15 protein-coding genes are annotated in these 17,552 nt (G+C 63.9%); 9 read left to right on the top strand and 6 right to left on the bottom strand.

The window, feature by feature from the left end:
• Positions 1 to 89 precede the first annotated feature (89 nt).
• The 5 genes from BJP07_RS10155 to BJP07_RS10135 are packed head-to-tail and all read left to right on the top strand — an operon-like array spanning position 90 to position 6,388.
• On the top strand, positions 90 to 1,754 hold the full coding sequence (locus tag BJP07_RS10155; RefSeq protein ID WP_255365983.1) for a TIGR04028 family ABC transporter substrate-binding protein: 1,665 nt from the start codon (positions 90 to 92) through the stop codon (positions 1,752 to 1,754).
• Positions 1,730 to 2,743, top strand: a complete 1,014-nt coding sequence (locus tag BJP07_RS10150) for an ABC transporter permease (RefSeq protein WP_083584204.1) — start codon at positions 1,730 to 1,732, stop codon at positions 2,741 to 2,743. Before BJP07_RS10155 ends, BJP07_RS10150 begins: the two co-directional genes overlap by 25 nt.
• Before the next feature lie 5 nt (positions 2,744 to 2,748).
• Positions 2,749 to 3,549, top strand: coding sequence for an ABC transporter permease (locus tag BJP07_RS10145; protein ID WP_071567343.1), 801 nt, complete (start codon positions 2,749 to 2,751; stop codon positions 3,547 to 3,549).
• A gap of 3 nt (positions 3,550 to 3,552) precedes the next feature.
• Positions 3,553 to 5,154, top strand: coding sequence for an ABC transporter ATP-binding protein (locus BJP07_RS10140; protein WP_071567342.1), 1,602 nt, complete (start codon positions 3,553 to 3,555; stop codon positions 5,152 to 5,154).
• Positions 5,147 to 6,388, top strand: a complete 1,242-nt coding sequence (locus BJP07_RS10135; RefSeq protein ID WP_071567341.1) for an alkylhydroperoxidase domain protein — start codon at positions 5,147 to 5,149, stop codon at positions 6,386 to 6,388. The genes BJP07_RS10140 and BJP07_RS10135 overlap by 8 nt, the downstream gene beginning before the upstream one ends.
• Here the strand turns inward: BJP07_RS10135 and BJP07_RS10130 are convergent.
• Positions 6,385 to 6,828, bottom strand: coding sequence for a hypothetical protein (locus BJP07_RS10130; protein ID WP_071567340.1), 444 nt, complete (start codon positions 6,826 to 6,828; stop codon positions 6,385 to 6,387). The two genes, BJP07_RS10135 and BJP07_RS10130, sit on opposite strands and share 4 nt — an antisense overlap.
• A gap of 106 nt (positions 6,829 to 6,934) precedes the next feature.
• Here BJP07_RS10130 and BJP07_RS10125 point away from each other — a divergent pair, with 106 nt between their 5' ends.
• Positions 6,935 to 7,648 (top strand): hypothetical protein, encoded by a 714-nt coding sequence (locus BJP07_RS10125; protein WP_143111776.1) that lies wholly within the window; start codon positions 6,935 to 6,937, stop codon positions 7,646 to 7,648.
• Entirely contained in the window at positions 7,645 to 9,189 is a 1,545-nt protein-coding gene (locus tag BJP07_RS10120; RefSeq protein WP_071567339.1) for a DNA polymerase Y family protein, read from the top strand. The genes BJP07_RS10125 and BJP07_RS10120 overlap by 4 nt, the downstream gene beginning before the upstream one ends.
• Before the next feature lie 5 nt (positions 9,190 to 9,194).
• On the opposite strand, the gene BJP07_RS10115 is transcribed toward BJP07_RS10120, so the two are convergent.
• Positions 9,195 to 9,788, bottom strand: a complete 594-nt coding sequence (locus BJP07_RS10115) for a hypothetical protein (protein WP_255365982.1) — start codon at positions 9,786 to 9,788, stop codon at positions 9,195 to 9,197.
• Between the two features lie 143 nt (positions 9,789 to 9,931).
• On the opposite strand from BJP07_RS10115, the gene BJP07_RS10110 reads away from it, so the two are divergent.
• The gene (locus BJP07_RS10110) at positions 9,932 to 10,843 is read left to right on the top strand and encodes a sucrase ferredoxin (RefSeq protein WP_071567338.1); all 912 of its coding nucleotides are present in this window, start codon (positions 9,932 to 9,934) and stop codon (positions 10,841 to 10,843) included.
• Here BJP07_RS10110 and BJP07_RS10105 read toward each other — a convergent pair.
• From BJP07_RS10105 to BJP07_RS10090, 4 genes are read right to left on the bottom strand one after another with little or no spacing between them, the layout of a single operon-like run.
• Complete coding sequence (locus BJP07_RS10105; protein WP_083584219.1) at positions 10,834 to 11,616, bottom strand: HAD family hydrolase; 783 nt, start codon at positions 11,614 to 11,616, stop codon at positions 10,834 to 10,836. The genes BJP07_RS10110 and BJP07_RS10105 overlap by 10 nt on opposite strands.
• 29 nt (positions 11,617 to 11,645) lie before the next feature.
• Positions 11,646 to 12,338 (bottom strand): methionine ABC transporter permease, encoded by a 693-nt coding sequence (locus BJP07_RS10100; RefSeq protein WP_071567336.1) that lies wholly within the window; start codon positions 12,336 to 12,338, stop codon positions 11,646 to 11,648.
• Positions 12,335 to 13,366 (bottom strand): methionine ABC transporter ATP-binding protein, encoded by a 1,032-nt coding sequence (locus BJP07_RS10095; RefSeq protein WP_071567335.1) that lies wholly within the window; start codon positions 13,364 to 13,366, stop codon positions 12,335 to 12,337. The genes BJP07_RS10100 and BJP07_RS10095 overlap by 4 nt, the downstream gene beginning before the upstream one ends.
• Before the next feature lie 3 nt (positions 13,367 to 13,369).
• A complete protein-coding gene (locus BJP07_RS10090; protein WP_071567334.1) occupies positions 13,370 to 14,260 on the bottom strand; it encodes a MetQ/NlpA family ABC transporter substrate-binding protein in 891 nt (296 codons plus the stop codon).
• A gap of 144 nt (positions 14,261 to 14,404) precedes the next feature.
• Between BJP07_RS10090 and BJP07_RS10085 the strand changes: the two genes are divergently transcribed.
• Positions 14,405 to 17,542 (top strand): error-prone DNA polymerase, encoded by a 3,138-nt coding sequence (locus tag BJP07_RS10085; protein WP_071567450.1) that lies wholly within the window; start codon positions 14,405 to 14,407, stop codon positions 17,540 to 17,542.
• The last annotated feature ends 10 nt before the right edge of the window (positions 17,543 to 17,552 follow it).

Genomic DNA, 17,552 nt, shown 5'->3' with positions numbered 1-17,552 from the left:
GACAGCGACCGTTTAGACTGCTTAGTCTAGACGCTCGAGACCGCTCCGTCTAATCTGTGTTAGCCTTATCGCTCATCGAAGGGAGAACAGTGAACCACAAACGTCGAACGCAGGCCGGAGCGCTGCTTGCGGCTACCACGCTACTCGGGTTATGCACCGCATGTGCAGGGCAAACAGAGCAGGGCGAGGACATGCAGGCAATCACGTACCTTGAGCCGAACTGGTTTACCTCGCTGTATCCGCCAGCGGCAGGGTTCTACCCGAACGGTGGCGTCGTGAATCAAATAACAGACAGACTGCTCTATCAGGACCCAGAGACACTCGAGCTGCACCCGTGGATCGCCACGAAGCTGCCGGAAATCAACGAGGACGCGACGGTGTACACCTTCGACATCCGCACCGACGTCACCTACTCCGACGGCTCGCCGCTGACCGCGGAAAACGTCGTCGCCAACTTCGACCTTTACGGCAAAGGCGACAAGGAGCGGCTGCTGAACGCCTCCGAGCAGATCTCGAACTACGACTACGGCGAGGTCATCGACGAGGACACGGTGCGCTTCCACTTCACCGCACCCTCACCGGGGTTCGCGCAGGCGGTATCCGTGTACAACGCCGGGCTGCTTTCCGACGCCACCTTGGCGCTCGACAACGAGTACTTCGGGCCGGGAAGCGCCCACAACGTCATCGGATCCGGCCCGTTTGTCGTCGCAGGCGAGGAGCTGGGCACCTCCATCGAACTGCGGGCGCGCGAGGACTACGACTGGGCGCCACCCATCCTCGAACATCAGGGCCGCGCTCGGCTGGACAGCGTGACGTACCGGCTTGCTGCCGAAGAAGCGATGCGCACGGGCGCGGTCATATCTGGGCAGGCGGACATCGTACGCGACGTGACTGCGTCCGCCGAGCGCCACCTTCAAGACCGTGGCGTGCAGATCGTTTCCCGCGGCACCAACGCAATGAACAACCAGCTCGCGATGCGCCCGCAGCACCCGTACCTGCAGGACATCCGGGTACGCCGTGCGATTACGCACAGCGTAAACCGCGAAGAGTTGCTGCGCATCCTGTTCTCTGATTCCTACCCGCTGGCGACCTTGAGCGTGGCCGCCACCGGCCTGGGCTACAAAAACCAGGGCGACGCCTACGCATACGACCCAGAGCTTGCCCGACAGCTCCTTGATGAGGCCGGGTGGGTTGTTGGTGGCGACGGCATCCGCATCAAAGACGGGGAGCGTCTGCACCTGACCGTCAACTACGCCCAAACCCAGCCGCGCGCCCGCGAGGCGATGACGATGGTGCAGTCCGACCTACGCGACATCGGCATTGAGCTGTCCATACTTTCCGGTGACCGCTCGACGCAAAACGTAGCGTCTAAGGACCCAAACAAGGTGCAGCTCTACCACACAATGGTCGGCCGGGCGGACTACGACGCCATCGAGTCGCACTACGCGGTCGAGCGCCGAGACTCCTTCATCAACCAGGACGAAAACGACAACGTGATCGACCAGCACCTGGAAGACCTACTGCAGACCGTGGTCTCCACACCCGACGACGCCGGCCGGGCCCGCGCGGTCGAAGCCGTCCAGGACTACGTCACCGAACAGGCCTATACGCTGCCACTGTTTGAAGAACCACAGGTCTACGCCCTGAGCCCGCGCCTGTGCGGGTTCAGCGTGGAATCTGTCGCACGACCTGCGCTGTACAGCGCCTACCTCCAGGAAGAGGATACGCCATGCCGTACATCGTCAAACGGGTAGGCCAAGCGCTCATCGTACTGCTACTGACCTACACCGTCGCATTCTTTCTGCTTTCAGCCCTGCCATCCGACGGCGTGATGGCACGCTACGCCGATCCTGCCCTGGGGCTCAGCCAAGCGGAGATAGAGGAGATCCGCTCGGAGATGGGCGTCGATAAGCCGCTGCTCTCGCAATACGTGGCGACGCTGACGGGACTGCTTACCGGAAACCTCGGCTACTCGGTGCGCACAGGTACGCCGGTGGGGCAGATCATCGCCGACGCCCTACCGCACACGCTGGCGCTGGCTGCAACCTCGGTCGGGCTCGCGATCATTGTGGCGCTGGCCACCGCATTCGTCGCAACACTACCGGGCGCCGGACGCATCGGCGAGCTGTTTCGCGCAGTGCCCTCGCTGATGGTGTCGTTGCCAGGATTCTGGATCGCGATTGTGCTGCTGCAGCTAGTGTCCTTTGAGCTCGGCTGGATCAACGTGGTCGCCCCCGGACCAATCGAAGGGCTCGTGCTGCCGACGCTCACATTGTCCGTCCCGATGGCGGCCCCGCTCGCGCAGGTGCTGATCCGCTCCATTGACGAGGTACAGCGCAGCCCATTCGTGCAGGTGGCGCGGGCGCGCGGCGCGAGCGAGACCCGCATCTTCTGGTCTGACGTGCTGCGAAACGCGCTACTCCCAGCGCTGACCATGGCTGGTCTACTCTTCGGCGAGCTCGTAGGCGGCGCCGTGGTGACGGAAACCGTCTTCGGGCGCACGGGGTTGGGCTCCATGGTGGTCACATCGGTATCGAACCGTGACACCCCGGTGCTGCTGGGCGTCGTGCTCATCGCGGCGGTGGCGTACGTGACCATCAACCTCATCATTGACCTGCTCTACCCGGTGCTTGACGTGCGGCTGCGGACCGCCGATGGGCCATTTGCCGCAACACCGAAGCAGTACGCCAGCCAGTCCGCCGACGCCATTGACGTGCGGGCAATCGAAACGGGACGGGAGTAGCAACCATGCGAACAACGAATTGGAAACACCCAGGCACGGTACTCGCACTGCTGGTGCTGCTCATCGCGTGCGCGTGGGCCCTGCTGCCGGGCGTATTCGCCACGCACGACCCGTATAAAGGCGTCGACGTGGCCCTGGCCGCGCCGAGCGCGGAACACTTCTTCGGCACCGACGCCGTAGGGCGCGACGTGTTCTCTCGCGTGGTCTACGGTGCGCGGCAGTCGCTGCTCGGCGCGGTGATCGCGGTGGCGGTCGGGCTGGTGCTCGGTACGCTGATCGGCCTGCTCGCGGGCGCGCTTCGTGGCAAGGTCGATACCGTGCTCATGCGGCTCGTGGACGTCCTACTCGCTATCCCCGGGATCCTACTGTCCTTGTCCATCATCATTGTGCTGGGCTTTGGCTCACTGCAGGCCGCGTTCGCCGTCGGTATGACCACGGTGGCGACGTTCGCCCGCCTTGCCCGCTCGCAGGTGATGCAGGTTGCACGCGCCGACTTCGTGGAGGCCGCCTACGGTTCTGGGGCGACGAAGACGCAGGCGTTGGTGCGTCACATCCTGCCGAACTCACTGACCCCGGTCATTGCGCTGGCGGCCCTGCAATTCGGCACGGCAATCCTGCAGCTCTCCATCCTCGGATTCCTCGGCTACGGCGCCCCGCCTCCGACCCCGGAGTGGGGCCTCATCATCGCCGAAGGCCGAGACTTCATGGCCATCGCCTGGTGGATCATCGTCCTGCCCGGCGTGGCGATCATCGCCACCGTGATGAGCGCGAACCACCTGTCCCAACTCATTCGTACGGAGGCCTAACCCATGCAACCTTTACTTGAAGTACGTGGACTGACCGTCGCGTACGGCAACCAATCGCCATCGGCGCAGGACGTGTCCTTTTCCGTTGCGCCAGGCAAGCTCACCGCGATCGTGGGGGAGTCCGGCTCCGGCAAAACCACCTCGGTGATGGCGACGCTCGGCCTGCTGGGAGGGCCCGCTCGGATGTTGGACGGCGCGGTCTATTTCCAGGGAAAGGACATTACGCAGCTGTCTCCGCGGCAGTGGCGTCAGCTGCGCGGCACAAAGATCGGTTTGGTGCCGCAAGACCCGAACAATTCGCTCAATCCGCTGAAGCCGGTCGGGGCCTCGATCGAGGAAGCCATGGCGGTCCACGGCATCGGCAGCGCCGCCTCCCGTCGCGCACGTGCGCTGGAGCTGATGGAAGCCGTCGGTATCGACGACCCGCAGCGCCGACACGACCAGTACCCGCACGAGCTCTCCGGCGGGATGAAGCAGCGCGTGCTCATCGCGGCGGCCATCGCGCCCGAGCCGGAGGTACTGATTGCCGACGAGCCGACGTCCGCGCTGGACGTGACCGTGCAGGAAAAAGTGCTGGACGTGCTCGACGAAATGCGTGAGCGCCTCAACCTCGGCATCGTGTTGATCACGCACGACTTGGCGGTGGCGGGTGACCGCGCCGATGACGTGGTGATTATGCAGCGCGGCGTCGTCGTGGAGAAAGGCCCCGCTGCGGAGGTGCTCGCCGACCCGCAAGAGGAGTACTCACAGCGCCTGCTTGCCGACGCCCCTTCGCTCGCCGTTGCGAACGCCTACCACCGGCCAGCGCCGGACGGTGACGTGCTGGTGCGTGTGGATCACCTGCGCCAAGAGTACGGGGACTTCGTGGCCGTCAACGACGTCACCTTCGAGGTGACGCGAGGGGCCACGCACGCGATTGTGGGCGAATCCGGCTCCGGGAAGACCACGACCGGGCGGGCGATCTCACTGTTCCGTGACCCGACGAGTGGCACCGTCACCATTGGCGGCAACGTCGTGACCGGCGTCGACGACGCCACTCGCAGGAAGCTCCGCTCCACGGTGCAGTTGGTGCACCAGAACCCGTTTTCCTCCCTGAACCCCAAAATGACAGTGGAGGCCATCGTGGCCGAGCCGGTTCGGAACCTGACGGGGGCGTCGAAACGCGACGCGCGCGCGAAGGCGCACGAGATGCTGGCGCGCGTGGCACTGGACCCGCAGCAGTTCGCGCGGCGTACCCCGGCGCAGCTGTCCGGCGGACAGCGACAGCGTGTGGCCATTGCGCGTGCGCTCGTGGTGGAGCCGGAGCTCGTCGTGTTCGATGAGGCAGTTTCCGCGCTCGACGTGACGGTGCAGGCGCAGATCCTCCGGCTGTTGGAGGACCTGCAGCAAGAGCTGGGCCTGACCTATATATTTATTTCCCACGATTTAGCGGTGGTGCGACAGATCTCGGATACGGTCAGCGTGCTCAGCCGCGGTACCCAGGTGGAGTACGGCCCGACCGACGACGTCTTCCAGTGGCCGCGCCACGAAGTGACAAAGAACCTGATCCATGCGATCCCGGGCGCGCGCTTCCGTGCCCGACAGTTAGGAGAATTCAGTGTCTAACATCATCAATATGCTTGCCGACGCCTCCCCGGAACTCGCGCGCCTTCGCCAGCGCCGCCCGGAGGCAGTCGAGAACGCAGAGCTCACGTTTACGGCCCTCTTTGAACCCGCCGACGAGGGCGACGTGCCGCTGGCCTGGCGCTATGGTGTCGCCACGTTCGTGGCCGGGCTCACCGGACTGCCAACTGCGAGCGCGTTCTACCGGGAGTTGCTCGAGGATGAAGATCCCGGCCTGGCCGAGGCCGTCGACGCCGCTCTCGCGCGTGGCACATCCGAGGGGCCGTACTGGCACGGCGACTTCGTCCTGTTCGGTGACGTGGCCGGGGCGGCGTCGGAGCAGTTCGCCGCAGCTTTGGACTTCGCACACCTGCTGGTTTTCCACCCGAAAGATTCCACCGCCGCAGCGATCGGGCACCTGCAGGCCGCCGGGTGGAGCGACAACGGCATCGTGACGTTAGCGCAGCTCATCGCGTTCGTGACCTTCCAGCTGCGCGTTGTGCACGGCGTGCGGGTGCTCGGCGGGGTTGACGCTGGTGGGGCGCAGAGGGCCGAGCTGGCCCAGCGGGCCCAGCGAGCGTCGACAAGCGGGCGAGCACACGGCGTGGTTGACCCCGGTTGGGAACCCGGGCCACGCACCCTGCTGCCCGACGTTGTCGCGCCGACAAAGTTCATGGAGCACTCCCTAGGCTGGCGCGCGTGGGTGCCCAGCCTGGACAAATCGGAGTTCACCGAGGAACACCGCGACGCGCTGCTCAAGCCCGAGCGAATCGACATGGAGTACTTCCGGCTACTCGCGCGCGACCCGGCAGTGCTCAAGGCGCGCACCCTGACTGACCTGGATATTTTCTACAACACCGACGGCGGCCTGGGTCGTGCCGAGCGGGAACTAGCCGCGACCGTGGTCTCCCGGCTCAACGGGTGCGAGTACTGCGCCTCCGTACACCAGGGGCGCGCGAAGCAGGAAGGCGGGGACGCCGAGGCGGTCTCCCGGCTCCTCGACGAAGGTGTGACCGCCGACCTTGGCACCGAGCTGTGGAACGCGCTGCGCGACGCCGCCGTGGCGCTCACGCACACCCCGATTGCGTTCTCGCAGCAGCACGTCGAGGCACTTCGCGCGGCCGACTGCGGGGAGCTTGAGATCCTCGACCTGATTAATTCGGCGGCGTTCTTTAACTGGGCAAACCGCCTTATGCTCAGCCTGGGGGCGGCTGACGTGCCGAAGCGCTACCGCTAGCGCTTCGTTGTAGGCGCTGCGGGTGCTGGGGGTGCGTATGCGAGGCGTCGCGTGCCGTCGACGTGCGGCATGAGCACCCACGCCACGACAAAGAGTCCGCCCGCAAGCAGTGCCAGCCCCCAGCCGGGCAGTGGCGCGATCAGCGGGCACAGCATGATCGCCAACCACCACAGCATCAGGGGTACCACCATGCTCAGCGACGGCACCTGCGAGACGTTGCGGCTGCGAGCGAACTCGGCCATGGCCTTGCGGTACGGGTGTGCCCGGGTGGTGGCGCGGGCGATGAACACCGCGGCGAGAGCAACACCGACTTTCACGGCTGCGGGCAGCGGTGCAGCCATCACGCTTATCGACGCCGCTACGCACCCCGCGGTCACCGCCCGCACAGCGGGTGGCGTGGGAATTGGGGTGACGCGGTTGCGGAAGTCTGCGTAGTACATAGGGCAGAGCGTAGCGCATTGAGACTCGCTTCGCGCCACCGTGGTTCGAAATAGTGTTCGACCTTTGCTGTTGCTCGTGTCGGGGACGCGTTGCATACTAACAGGCATGAATGGAACACCTATTCGCTCGCGCGAGTTCGCTACGGACGGTGGTGAGCAGCCCAGCAAGGCTGAGCAGATTGCGCGGCTCCGTGCGCAATTAGCCGAGCTTGATGGTGGTGCCGCGCAGGAGCAGATCGGGGGCGAAGGTGTTGTTCCGTTGGGTGGTGAGTTGGCGAATGTACTTCCGAACGGAGGTTTGCCAAGGCGGCAGGTCACGCAAGTGAGCGACACGCCCTCACTCATTGTGGAGATCCTACGACAGGTCACGGAAGCCGGCGGCTACGCGGCCGTGGTGGGGTGGCCGGAGCTGTCCTACGCGGAGCTTTCAGGACAAGCGCTGCGCAGAACAGTCGCAGTCCCGGAGCCAGGGCTGGACGCAGTGCATGCCGCCGGTGTACTCGCCGAAGGGCTGGATGTGGTGGTGCTGCACACCCGAGGTGAAATCCAATTCACGCCCGCACAGGCCCGCCCGCTGCTTGCCCGTGTGCGCGCCGGGGAAGCAGCGATGCTCTGCGTGAACGTGACGGTGCCTTCGCCCGCACTGCGCATGAGCGCGGACATTGCTCGCTTTCACGGTATCGGGCGTGGCCGTGGGCGTATCGCGGGTATTGACCTTGAAGTGTCCGCGCACGCGAAAGGCTGGAAGCGGCCACCGGCACTACTGACGCTTGGGGTGGCGACAGGCGGTGTCACGCACCTGAAGGCGGTGCCCTCATGAGGGTTGCTGCACTTTGGTTCCCGGACTGGCCCGTACAGGCAGCCAAGCTCGAAGCCGAGGACACGCTGGAAGAACCGATTGCGATCGCGGTGCAGCATCGCATCAAGGTCTGTTCGCAGGAGGCGCGGCGCGTCGGGGTCCGCCGTGGGATGCGGGTACGTAACGCGCAGGCCGTCGCGCCGGAGCTGACGGTAGTAGAGGACAACCCGGAGCGCGACGGCCGCACGTTCAGCGCGCTCGCAGGCTCCCTGGACGACGTAGCTGCCTCCGTGGAGGTGCTGCGCCCCGGCCTGGTGGTCGCGGACCTCGCCACGGCGGGGAAGTTCCACGGCAACGAGGACACGGCGCTTGAGATGCTGATCGACGCCGCCGCCCGCCACGGCATCGACGTCATGGCAGGGGCGGCGGATGAGATCGCTACCGCGGTGATCGCCACCCGGAGCTCGCACGTGGTGGCCGAAGGGGGATCGGCGCAGTTTCTCTCGGCGCAGCCACTTCGGGTGCTCACGGCAGAGGCGGCGCTTGGAGCGGATCCGGAAACTGTCCGTACCCTGGGCCAACTTGGTATCCAGACATTGGGGCAGCTTGCGCAGCTGCCTGCCTCAGCCGTGATGACGCGCTTCGGGGTTGCGGGCATTCACCTGCACCGGATCGCCAGCGCAGCCCCGGACCGGCGCGTCGCCCCGGAACTGCCCGTGGAAGACTTCGCGGTGGAGATGACTCCGGAAGAACCAATCGAGCGCGTCGACGCCGCCGCGTTCGCCGCCCGCGTACTCGCGGCCAGGCTGCACCAGCGGCTCAAGGAGGCCGGGGTGCACTGCCTGAGGCTGAAGATCTCCGCCGAGCTGAGCGACGGCGCCCGGGTCGAACGCGTGTGGCGCACGCGGGAAGCACTGACGGAAGCCGGCACCGCCGACCGGGTGCGCTGGCAACTTGATGGATGGCTCACCAACGGAGGCAGCGGACCGATCGCCTCGTTGCTGCTCGAACCGCTGGAGCTTGCGCAGCCTGACGTGGTGGGGGAGTTGTGGTCCGACGGGGCATCAGACGATGGTGCGCGCCGCGTGATCGAGCGAGTGCAATCCCAGCTCGGGATGGAGGCGGTGCTGCAGCCGGTCGCGGTCGGAGGGCGCGGCGTGGCCGAGCGTATCCGGCTTGTGCCCTACGGGGAGGTGCCACCACAGGACCGTGGGAAGTTCGTCGGCGCTGTCCCGTCGCCACTTCCAGCCAGGCTTGGTGGTGGGATCGAGCACCCGTCATCACGGGTAAAGTTGCTGGATAGCGCCGGTCGGCCGGTGCTTCTCAACGCAGAGGTCCTGCTCAGTGGCCAGCCCGCCACGTTGGTGTGGGGCAAGCGCTGCTACGACGTCACCGCGTGGGCAGGCCCGTGGCCCGTCGATGAAGGGTGGTGGGGTGCGCACCCTATGAAGCTTGCGCGTCTCCAGGTGCTTGGGGTGGAGCAGGCGTCGACGGCGGGGCAGCGCGGGTGGCTGTTGGTGTGGTATCGGCAGCGCTGGAGCGTCGAGGCGCTCTACCACTAGGTGTTTTAGGACTGCACGATGTCAACAACCAGGCGCAGCGGATGCTCCAGCACCTGCACCGAATACGGCAGGTCAGAACGCAGCCCGACAACTACGCGGCTGCGGCCCTCGTATGTGCCGGCGTTGACGACGTCGATGATGTTGCCGGTCTCTGCCGGGGTCTCCACCTTGATCTGGTCCGCGTCCAGGCCCAGCTCGTAGGGGTAGACAGTGCCGTCGATATTGATGTTGAGGAACGCGTTGCCAGTCACCTTCAGCGGCTTGCCGGTGATCTCCTGCATCGGGGTTGAGGTGTAATCCACGAACCAGCCAGGCTCGCCATCGCCGACGAGGTCTACAACCACGCGGTCGAATCCTTCGTGGGTGCCCACTCGCACGCCGGCCACGGCAAGCTGAGCAGGTGCGGATGGCCGCTGGGTTTTCGGGCTCGCGTTCGCGGTACCGAGTGGCCGAAGCTGCGTCGACGCAGGCGCGGCGTGCACCGAGCCGACGCGGGTCGCGCCCTGCTCCTGGGCAGGAGAGCCCACGCAGCCGGCGAGCACGGCGCCAGCAACACACGGGGTCAGTGCTGCAACGGCGAACTTCGGTAAAGGAAACACGAGAATTACCGTAGCCAGAACGATTCTCGAAGAGCAAAGCAGAACGGTGAAAAACCAAAAAGGTTATCAAAATGTTAACTGCCCGAGTCGTTCCGGTTTAGGTATGCCTAATCAATCAGGAAATTTTCGCTACAGTGGTTGCCATGACTACAGCCCATGCACGCGAACTCTGTTCTGATACGGACAATGAGCCGCTGCCAGGTACCGCGAAACCCGGCTCTACCTACGTTTTGTTTGAGTGGCCGCATAAGTGGAGCCACGATGTTCTCGACGGCGACACCTTCGGGGATGAGCTGACCCAAAAGTTGAAGGCGCACATGCAGCGCTACAACGCCACGCTGTTGCTGATTCGCCACCCAACGAGGGAAGGACGCCAGATCGAAGACCACCACGTGTACTTGGTCTTCGCCGATCAAGCAGCTACCGAGGTGCTGCACATCGATCGCCCTGAGGAGATCCTCGACCTCGACCTATCTGGCCCGGGTCGCAACAATGCGCGGACGCGCACGAAGCCGCTCGTCCTGGTCTGCACCCACGGAAAGCGCGACATGTGCTGCGCTATCAAGGGGCGGCCCATCGTCAACGAGCTGGTAGAGAAGTACCCGTTTGGGCACGGCAATGACGTGGTGTGGGAAACCTCCCACATCAAGGGGCACCGTTTCGCTGCGACGATGATGCTCATGCCGTGGGCGTACAGCTTCGGCCGGATGAACATCGAGGCAACAGAGGCCATGCTCGACGCCGCGATGCAGGGCGAGTACTTCGTGCCGGGCAACCGAGGGCGCGGCACATTCAGCTCGGTCGGGCAGGTGGCGGAGGTCGACATCGCAACGCAGCTCGCCACCCGTGGTCAGAAGGTGCACTACGGACAGCTTGAGGTCACCGCCGAGCGTATCGACGGCCCCTCCGCCCACGTCACCATCACCGACACCGCTACCGATACCGCCTACGAAGTGGTACTCGAGCAGCGCAATATTGACGCCGTGATGGCGTCGTGCGGGAAGGACCCGAAGCCGGGCAAGGGCTGGGTCGTCGCCAGCCGCTCCTACATGTAGCTGGGCAGCACGTCAGCGACCCGTCTGATCACGTGGTCGGTGCGCTGCTGCACTTCGGCGGGTGAGTGGTGGAAGCTGTGCGAGTGATCCGCGATCTCGTGCATGGACAAGTCGTTCCACGAATCGCCGAAGGTGTACAGCTCGATGTCTTCGCGTGGGACGTCGAGTAGTTCCAGCAGGTCCTGGATACCAGCGCCCTTCGTGCGGCCCGGCGCCATGATGTCGATGAAATCCTGGTTCTGAGCCACCGACACATGCGGCAGCGCGCGCGTCCACTCGTAGACTTCGGCGCGCAGCGCTTCGTTGTCTGGGATCCACAGGGGGACGACGGCGAACTCGTGGTGGGGGATATCGGCGGTCGTCATTGCGTCGAAATTGACGGTGAAGCTGCTGCGCGCCTGCGTGTTATTGCTGAACTCACCGTCAACGTGGCCGATCGTGGTGCCGAACACCGCCACGCCTTCTGTATCAGCAAAGTGCGTGACCACCTTTTCAACGATTGCTGGGTCTACGAGGTGTGAGTACAGCAGACGCTCATTGTCGCCGGTGGTTGCGGAGCCGCCGTTGGAGAGTACCTGGTAATCGAAGCGGATGGGGCAGTGGCGCATCCCGAACTCAAGCGCGGTGCGCGAGCGACCAGTGGCGGAAATAGCGATGTGGCCAGCGTCGCACCAGGCCTGGATCGCATCCATGTCGGCCGGATCGAAGCCGTGCTCGCCGGTGTCCTCAGGATGATGAAGGGTGCCATCAAAATCAAACGCTGCGATTTTCATGGCACCCATCCTAACCAACTGGTCACACCTTAGCGGCGCATCACCTTCTTGGACAGCCAGTTGCCCAAGAACTGTGCGAGCTGCACGATGACGACGATGACGATCACGGCCGCCCATGTCACCTGCGGCTCGAACTGGCGGTAGCCGTACACGATGGCGAAGTCACCAAGGCCGCCACCGCCGATGTAGCCGGCCATCGCGGACATATCGATCACCGCGATGAAGATGAACGTGTAGCCGAGAATCAGCGGGCCGAGCGCCTCCGGGAGGATGACGGTGCGGATGATCGTCCACGGGCCAGCGCCCATCGAACGCGCCGCCTCAATCATGCCGGGGTCAATGGACACCAGGTTCTGCTCGACGATACGAGCCACGGTAAAGGTCGCGGAGAAGCACATCACGAACGTGGCCGCGCCACGGCCAATCGTCGTGCCCACCACCGATAACGTGATGGGGTAGAGCATGGCGATCATGATGATGAACGGGATCGGCCGGAAGAAGTTCACGGCGAAGTTGATCACCCAGTACACGACGCTGTTCTTCAGGATGCCACCCGGGCGGGTGGTGTACAAGAACACGCCGAGGATCAGGCCGCAGATGCCGCCGACTAACAGGGTGATGCCCACCATCCAGAGCGTGTCGCCGATGGCGTCCACAAACGTGGGTCCGAGCCGTTCCCAGTTTGGCTGCGCCAGAATGAATTCGTTGACAGCACTGTTCATCGACGTATCTCCTGAATATCTGTGGTGTCCTGCAGCGTGTGCAGGAACTCGTTAATCGCTGCGTCATCACCGTTGAGGCGAACCGTCATCTTGCCGAAGGAGTGCTCCTGCAGGGTTGTAATCCCTGCGTGTACCGGCTGAATCGACACACCGCGCTGGCGTGCCTGCTCCGCTGCGCCGAAGAATCCCGAGTGCTCCGTCAGATCGACGGTGAAGAGGCGACCGGGTGCCGCGTTGAGGAGCTCGATCTCCTCGTGCTTGTCTGGCGTATTGCGAAGTGACGTCGATACGAAGCGCTGTGCAACCTTCGTCTTCGGGTCTGAGAACACCTCGTAGAGGGAGCCATACTCGACGACCTTGCCGGCCTCCATCACGGCGACCTTGTCTGCGATCGCGCGGATGACGTCCATCTCGTGGGTGATCACCACGATCGTGATGCCGAGCTCCGCGTTGACGCGACGCAGCAACTCGAGCACCTCGTGGGTGGTCTCGGGGTCGAGGGCGGAGGTGGCTTCGTCGGCAAGCAAGAGCGATGGATTCGTGGCGAGCGCACGAGCGATGCCCACGCGCTGCTTCTGACCACCTGAAAGCTGCTCAGGGTAGTTCTTGCCGCGATCTGACAGTCCAACAAACTCAAGGAGCTCCTTGACGCGTGCCTGTCGCTCCTGTTTGCCCAAACCGGCAAGCTGCAGCGGGTACTCGATGTTGCCCGCCGCAGTGCGGGACGAGAAGAGGTTGAACTGCTGGAAAATCATCCCAACGTTTCGGCGCACTTGCCGCAGGCGTTTCTCGCTCTTGCCGACGATATTGGTGTCGTCGAGAAGGAGCTCGCCGCTGGTTGGCATGTCGAGCCCGTTGATCAGGCGTACCAGCGTGGACTTGCCAGCGCCGGAGTAGCCGATCACACCGAGGATCTCGCCAGGTTCGACCGTCAGCGACACATTGTCGACGGCCACAACCTCACGCCCACCTGTTGTAAAGACTTTCGATACGTCCCGGAACTCGACCCGGGTGCCGGTTTTCGTCACGGACTACTTCTCCTGAAGACGTGCGAGGATGGCGTTGGCGTCATCGCGGGAGCGCTCAACAGCGACCGCGGTGCCACGGGAATCTTCCTGGACAGCAGCTGCGACCTCTGGGGAGTTCCACAGCTCTGCAAGGCGGTTGTAGGTCGGGTTGTCCAGGTCCTCAGCGCGTGCTGCGAAGACGTTGATGTACGGCTCGCCCTGCTCGGAGGCTGGGTCATCCTGGAAGATAGCCTGCTTCGGCTCGATGCCAGCGCGCTCCAGCCAGGAGTTGTTGATGATGGCTGGGCGGCCTTCCTTGTACGCGGAAGTCGTCTGGGAAGCGTCGACCGGAACAACCTTCACCTTCGACGCGGCTTCGTCGATGTCCGCTGGCGCCGGCGCCAGGGCGTCGGCGCTGTCCTTCAGGGTGACCAGGTTAGCCTGGACGAGGACGTTGATTGCGCGGCCCTGGTTCGAGTCATCGTTCGGGATGGCGACCTCGGTGCCTTCGATGCCGTCGAGGGAGTCGTGATCCTTCCAGAACAGTGCCAGTGGGTAAATCTCCGTGGTGGACAGGACCTTCAGGTCGTTGCCGGAAGCCTCGTTGTAGGTTGCGAGGTAGAGGATGTGCTGGAACTTGTTCAGGTCAATCTCGCCCTGTGCAAGCGCCTCGTTGACCGGTGCGTAGTCGGAGAACTGCACGATGTCGAGGGTGATGCCGTTGTCCGCTGCGAGGTCTTCGAAGACGGACCATGCCTTCTGGTCGGCGTCGGTGGTGCCGATCTTAACGACGGTGTCCTCGCTGCCACCGGCTGCGTCGGTGGACTTTTCGGCGGAGTTGTCAGAGCAAGCTACCAGGCCGGTAGCTGCGAGTGCCGAAGCTGCGATGGTTGCAATCACACGGTTGAGGCGCATGATGTCTCCTTTATGTTTTTCATTGGGGTATCAGTGATGGTTTGAAAACTTAGCACCTATTGGACCGCTTAGTCTATCTCTGGCAAAAAACGATGAATATAATTCTCCTTGCGCGCTGATTCGAACATGTTTACAATGTCGAACATGCGATTCAATGGGGGTGCTCCGCTGACATGGTCGAAGTTGGAGCGGATATTGTCCGGGGAGGACGTCGGGCCTGTGGTTCCCGTGGACCGGCTCGCGCCTGCAGGCGGGGCGGGGGCGAATGGTGTCCGCGCGCTGGATAGTGGGGTGCCGTTTGCGGAGTTGCATGCAGTGTCGTCCTATAGTTTCCTTGGCGGCGCGAGTGAGCCTGAGCAGCTTGTTGCGCGCGCCAGCGCTCTCGGGTTGTCGGCGCTTGGCCTGTGTGATCGTGATGGATTCTATGGTGCGGTGAAGTTTGCGGAAGCTGCAGCTGAGGCGGGAGTAGCTACCGTGTTTGGTGCAGAGCTGACGCTCAAGGAGGGGGTGCTGTCCGTCTTGGCCCGCGGGGCGGAGGGGTATCGGAGGCTGTCTCGCCTGATGTCGCACGCGCATATGGAGGGTGGGCAGAAGGGTGAGCTCGCATACCCGCCACTGCGGCAGGTCGGGGAGTGGCTTGGTAGCTCTTGTTTGGCGCTCGGCGGGTGGGAGTGGGCCTCAAAGTTCGATACTTTGAGCGAGAGTTTCGGGCCGGAAAATGTGGTGAGGGAATATGTGGTCTCCCTCGCGCCTGATGATGCCGATCATCACCGTTTATTAGACAGCTTCGTTCATCTTCCGGCTATCGTCACTACCCGGCCTGCCGCCGCGACGCGCAACCACGCACGCCTCGCCGCGGCCAAACATGCGCTTGCTCAGCGTCGCGCTCTGCCACAAAACGCCGCTGACCTGCACCCGATGGGGGCGCACTGGCTGCGCAGCGGGAGGCAGATGGCCCGGTTGCTGCCAGGGTGCGAGCCGATGCTGGCCACCACAGTGGAGCTCGCTGAACAGTGCGCGTTTACGCTCGACCTTGTTGCGCCAAACTTACCGGACTACACCACTCCGGCGGGCCACAATGAGATGAGCTACTTGCGGGAGCTGACCTACGCCAGCGCGCAGGTGCGGTACGCGACGCGCCCGGAAACTATCCGTGAGCAGGCATTGCGGCAGATCGAGTACGAGCTGAGCGTGATTGAGGAACTACAATTCCCCGGCTACTTCCTGATCGTGTACGATCTCGTCGATTTTTGTCGGCACAACAACATCCTGTGCCAGGGGCGAGGGTCCGCGGCGAACTCAGCGGTCTGCTTCGCCCTCGGGATCACGAATGCTGAGCCGATCAGCGCAGGACTTCTCTTTGAGCGGTTCTTGTCGCCAGATCGTGACGGACCGCCGGATATCGATATTGATATAGAGTCCGGCAGGCGCGAAGAGGTCATCCAGTACGCCTACCAGCGCTACGGCCGTGAGCGCGCGGCCCAGGTGGCAAACGTGATTACGTACCGGAGGAAAGGCGCGGTGCGCGACGCTGCCCGCGCGCTCGGGTACCCGCAAGGTGCTGCTGATGCCTGGTCAAAAGGACTCAGTGACCCACCGGGGCAGGTGAGCGAGTTAGCGGAGGAGTTCGTTGGGCAGCCACGCCACCTCGGAATCCACTCAGGCGGGATGGTGATCTGTGATCGGCCAATCGCGGACGTCGTCCCCATTGAATGGGCGCGCAAGGAACAGCGCTCGGTGGTGCAGTGGGACAAGGACGACTGCGCCTCTGCGGGGCTGGTGAAGTTCGACCTGCTTGGGCTCGGCATGTTGGAGGCCCTGCACCACATGGTGGATCTCGTACGCGATACGACGGGCACCGAGGTACGCCTGTGGGAACTCGACCTTGCGGACCAGGGTGTCTACGACATGCTGTGCCGTGCTGACGCCGTCGGGGTGTTCCAGGTGGAGTCGCGTGCGCAGCTTTCGACGCTGCCGCGGCTGAAACCGCAGTGCTTCTTCGACCTCGTGGTTGAGGTTGCTCTCATCCGTCCTGGGCCAATTCAAGGCGGGTCAGTCCACCCTTATTTACGACGCCGCGATGGCCTTGAACCTGTCGCCTATGACCACCCGGTGCTGGAAAAGTCCCTCGGGAAGACGTTGGGGATTCCGCTGTTTCAGGAGCAGCTCATGCAGATCGCCGTCGACGCTGCGGGCTTTAGCGGCCGGGAGGCCGATGCACTGCGTCGCGCGATGGGCTCGAAGCGGTCCCCGGCGAAAATGGCGGCGCTCAAAGCCCGGTTCTTCGAGGGCTGCAACACGACGAACGGGATCGGGGCGGATGTCGCGGAAAAGCTCTGGAACAAGATTGTTGCGTTCGCTGCCTACGGTTTCCCGGAATCGCACTCGCAATCGTTTGCGTCGCTTGTGTACTTCTCCGCATGGATGAAGTACTACTATCCGGCCCAGTTCTGCGTTGGTCTGCTGCGGGCGCAGCCGATGGGCTTCTACTCGCCCCAGTCCCTGATTCAAGACGCCCGCCGTCACGGCATTACGGTCCTGCCGGTGAGCGTGAATGGATCCGGTGTGCAGGCGCGCTGCATAGATAATGACACAATCCGGATCGGGTTGAATCTGGTGAAGGGGGTCGGGGAGAAGGCCGCAGCTCGAATTGAGGAAGCCGCACCGTTTACGGACATCGCGGACCTGGCGCGCCGGGCGGAGCTGAGCGTGGAGCACGTCGAGGCGCTCGCGAAGGCGGGTGCGTTGGACTGTTTCGGAGTGGAGCGTCGACAAGCGGTGTGGGCCGCAGGCATCGCAGCGACGGAGCGCGAAGGCATGTTGCCGGGGCTTTCGGGTATCGACGCCCCCGCGTTGCCCGGGATGACCGCATTCGAGTTGCTTGCCGCCGATGTTGCCGCGACCGGCGTCACCCACGACACGCAGCCGATGCAGCTGCTGCGCGAACACCTGCAGCGAGAGGGCATCCTGCGCGCGGTGGACCTGCGCAACGTAGAGGACGGAACACGTGTGCGCGTTGCAGGCGTGGTCACACACAGGCAGCGGCCGCAAACTGCATCTGGCCTGACGTTTCTTGGGATGGAGGACGAAACCGGGCTGCTGAACATTATGGTGTCGCCGGGACTGTGGAAGCGGCAACGCGTAGTGGCGCGCACAGCGCACGCGCTGGTGGTGCGCGGGATTGTCCAAAACGCGTCAGGCGCGATCAGCGTCGTGGCGGACCGCCTGGAGCAAATCGATGTTGGCCAGTGGCTCTCGCGTGGTTCACGTGATTTTCGGTGAGGTAGCTAGG

Source organism: Corynebacterium sp. NML130628 (genome assembly GCF_001875665.1).
In the GTDB taxonomy this organism is placed as follows: Bacteria; Actinomycetota; Actinomycetes; order Mycobacteriales; family Mycobacteriaceae; genus Corynebacterium.
The sequence above is the reverse complement of the archived record's forward strand: the minus strand, read 5'-3'. Positions and strand labels throughout refer to the sequence as shown.

Bases quoted from the DNA above. Each gene is read 5' to 3' on its own strand.
- BJP07_RS10110 (WP_071567338.1), top strand. From the start codon at position 9,932: ATGACTACAGCCCATGCACGCGAACTCTGTTCTGATACGGACAATGAG.
- BJP07_RS10100 (WP_071567336.1), bottom strand. From the start codon at position 12,338: ATGAACAGTGCTGTCAACGAATTCATTCTGGCGCAGCCAAACTGGGAA.
- BJP07_RS10090 (WP_071567334.1), bottom strand. From the start codon at position 14,260: ATGCGCCTCAACCGTGTGATTGCAACCATCGCAGCTTCGGCACTCGCA.
- BJP07_RS10125 (WP_143111776.1), top strand. From the start codon at position 6,935: ATGAATGGAACACCTATTCGCTCGCGCGAGTTCGCTACGGACGGTGGT.
- BJP07_RS10150 (WP_083584204.1), top strand. From the start codon at position 1,730: ATGCCGTACATCGTCAAACGGGTAGGCCAAGCGCTCATCGTACTGCTA.
- BJP07_RS10145 (WP_071567343.1), top strand. From the start codon at position 2,749: ATGCGAACAACGAATTGGAAACACCCAGGCACGGTACTCGCACTGCTG.
- BJP07_RS10120 (WP_071567339.1), top strand. From the start codon at position 7,645: ATGAGGGTTGCTGCACTTTGGTTCCCGGACTGGCCCGTACAGGCAGCC.
- BJP07_RS10140 (WP_071567342.1), top strand. From the start codon at position 3,553: ATGCAACCTTTACTTGAAGTACGTGGACTGACCGTCGCGTACGGCAAC.
- BJP07_RS10085 (WP_071567450.1), top strand. From the start codon at position 14,405: ATGCGATTCAATGGGGGTGCTCCGCTGACATGGTCGAAGTTGGAGCGG.
- BJP07_RS10105 (WP_083584219.1), bottom strand. From the start codon at position 11,616: ATGAAAATCGCAGCGTTTGATTTTGATGGCACCCTTCATCATCCTGAG.
- BJP07_RS10130 (WP_071567340.1), bottom strand. From the start codon at position 6,828: ATGTACTACGCAGACTTCCGCAACCGCGTCACCCCAATTCCCACGCCA.